2 protein-coding genes are annotated in these 2781 nt (G+C 28.6%); both read left to right on the top strand.

From position 1 onward, the window contains the following. Nucleotides 1–953, top strand: a 953-nt coding sequence (locus ACRDDY_RS09760) for a LacI family DNA-binding transcriptional regulator (RefSeq protein WP_438564760.1), incomplete at its 5' end; no start/stop codon positions are given. A gap of 32 nt (nt 954–985) precedes the next feature. Then, nucleotides 986–2781, top strand: a 1796-nt coding sequence (locus tag ACRDDY_RS09755; protein ID WP_438564759.1) for a glycoside hydrolase family 31 protein, incomplete at its 3' end; no start/stop codon positions are given.

Raw genomic sequence — 2781 nt, 5'->3', positions numbered from 1 at the left:
GAGTTTTGAATAATAGTGAAGAAGTAAGTGAAAATACGAGAAAAAATATTCTAGATATTATGAAAGAATATAACTATATTCCAAATAATAGTGCAAGGAATTTAAAAATTATAAAAAGTAATACTATTGGAATTCTTGTAGATAGTGGATATAATCCATTTTTCTATGAACTTATAAATATTATAAATGGAGATCTTTTAGAAAAAGGCTTTCATATGGTAACACAATTTATGGATAGTAGAAAAGATGATTTAGAATCTATTCAGGAGTTTATAAAAGAAAAAAGGTTAGATGGGTTAATTTGTATTGGAATTAATTTTATAAAAGCAAATGAAGAAGTAATAAAAAATATTAAAACACCAATAGTAGCTATTTCTTCTTATGTCTCTGAAGGAGCTAAGGAATATATATCAAGTGTTAATATAAATGATTTTAAGGAAAGTTATAAAGCAGTTAAGTTCTTAATAGATAAGGGACATAGAGAAATTGGAATAATTGGCTCAATAGAAAAAGATGATTCTTGTGGAAATGAAAGGCTTAGAGCATACAAAAAAGCTCAAGAAGAAGCAAAAATAAGAGGAAAGAAGATATTTATAGAGTTTGGAGATTATACTTTTGAGTCTGGATATAATGCAGGAAAAAAATTAATTTCAAAAAAGAAAATGCCTACAGCTATTTTTGCTATTTCAGATATCATGGCAGTTGGTGCTGCAAAAGCATTTCAAGATATAGGGTTAGAAATTCCAAAGGATATTTCTATAATTGGGTTTGATGGGATTCCTTACACAAAGTATTATAATCCAGCCATAACAACAGTAAAGCAGCCTTTTGAATATATGGCAAAGGAAAGTGTAAATCTTATTTATGAAATGGTAAATGAAAATGGAAAACATAAGCATATAAATTTTGAAGCTGAAGTTTTAGAAAGAGAATCTGTTAAAAATTTAGTATAGATATATTTTAAAAATAAAAGGGGGAGTTAGATATGAGTAATATTAAAAGATATGTAAAAGGTCAGGTAATAGAAACAAATATAATAGTTAAAGAGGTTGAAAAGTCTAAAATAGAAAATTTAGAGTTTTTAAGTTTAAAGGAAAATGAAAAGGATTGTATTTTAGAATTTAAATTAGAGGATGAGGATGTTATTTTAGGTCTTGGTGAAAATGTAAGAGGTCTTAATAAGAGAGGTTTTTTATATGAAAGTTTTTGTACAGATGATCCAAATCATGCGGAAGATAAGAGAGCACTTTATGGGGCTCACAACTTTTTTATTGTAGATGGAAAGGAAAGAGTTGGAGTTTATATTGATTTTCCAGGAAAGGTAAGCTTTGATTTTGGATATTCAAATAGAGATGAAGCTAAAATAAGTATTGAGGGAAAAGATTTTGAAGTTTTTATAATAAAAGGTGAGTCTTTAAAAGAAATTACTAGAAGCTTTTTAGGTCTTATAGGAAAATCATATATTCCACCAAAATGGGCCTTTGGATATCTTCAAAGTAGATGGAGTTATCCTACAGGAGAAGCAGTTTTAAATATAGCAGATGAATTTGTAAAAAGAGATATTCCTTGTGATGGAATCTGTTTGGACCTTGATTATATGGATGATTTTAAAGATTTTTCATTGAGCGATGAAAGATTTCCAAACTTTGATAAATTAACTTCTGATTTAAAAGAAAGAGGAGTTAAAATAATTCCTATAATAGATGCTGGAGTTAAGCTTGAAGAAGGTTACGATATATATGATGAAGGAATTAAAAATGATTACTTTGTAAAGAATAAAGATGGTGAAAATTTTGTTGCAGCAGTTTGGCCAGGAAAAGTACATTTTCCAGACTTTTTAAATTCAGAGGCTAGACTTTGGTTTGGGGAAAAATATAAAAAACTTATAGATTTAGGTGTAGAAGGCTTTTGGAATGATATGAATGAGCCTGCAATATTTTATAGTGAAGATGGACTTAAAAAAGCTTTTGATAAGATTGACTCTTTAAAAGAAGAAGAACTTAATATACATGGATTTTTCAATTTAAAAGATGCAGTTTTAGGCATAAGTAATAGTATAGAAGACTATAAGGCTATGTATCATAATATGGATGGGAAAAAAGTTAATCACTATGATGTTCATAATCTTTATGGGTATAATATGACAAAGGCAGCAGATGAAGGTTTTTCTAAAATAGATGAAAATAAAAGATATCTTTTATTCTCAAGAGCATCATCTATAGGAATGCATAGACATGGTGGAATTTGGACAGGGGATAACTCTTCATGGTGGTCTCATTTAAAACTTAATATAAGTATGATGCCATCTCTTAATATGTGTGGATTTATATATAGTGGAGCAGATACAGGAGGGTTTGGCTCAAATGCTGATTCAGAACTTATCTCAAGATGGAATCAATTTAGTATATTTGCACCACTTTACAGAAATCATTCAGCCCTTGGAACAAGAAGTCAAGAGCCATTTGCATATGATGAGAAAACGGAAGAAATAGTTAGAAATGCTATTAAATTTAGATATGCAATGATACCATATTTATATTCAGAATTTATGAAAGCTAGAAATTTTGGAGACGTATTTATAAGTCCACTTTCATTTGAATATGAAGAAAAGTTTGTAAAGACTGTTGAAGATCAACTTTTAGTAGGAGATAGTTTAATGGTAGCACCAATCTATGAGCCGAATAAAAGAGGAAGATATGTATATATTCCTGAAGAAATGGCATTATGGAAAGTAAAAGAATATAACAAAATAGAGCTAGATATAATAAATAAAGGACATCA

The organism is Clostridium sp., from assembly GCF_051656525.1.
Lineage (GTDB): Bacteria > Bacillota > Clostridia > Clostridiales > Clostridiaceae > Clostridium.
The sequence above is the reverse complement of the archived record's forward strand: the minus strand, read 5'-3'. Positions and strand labels throughout refer to the sequence as shown.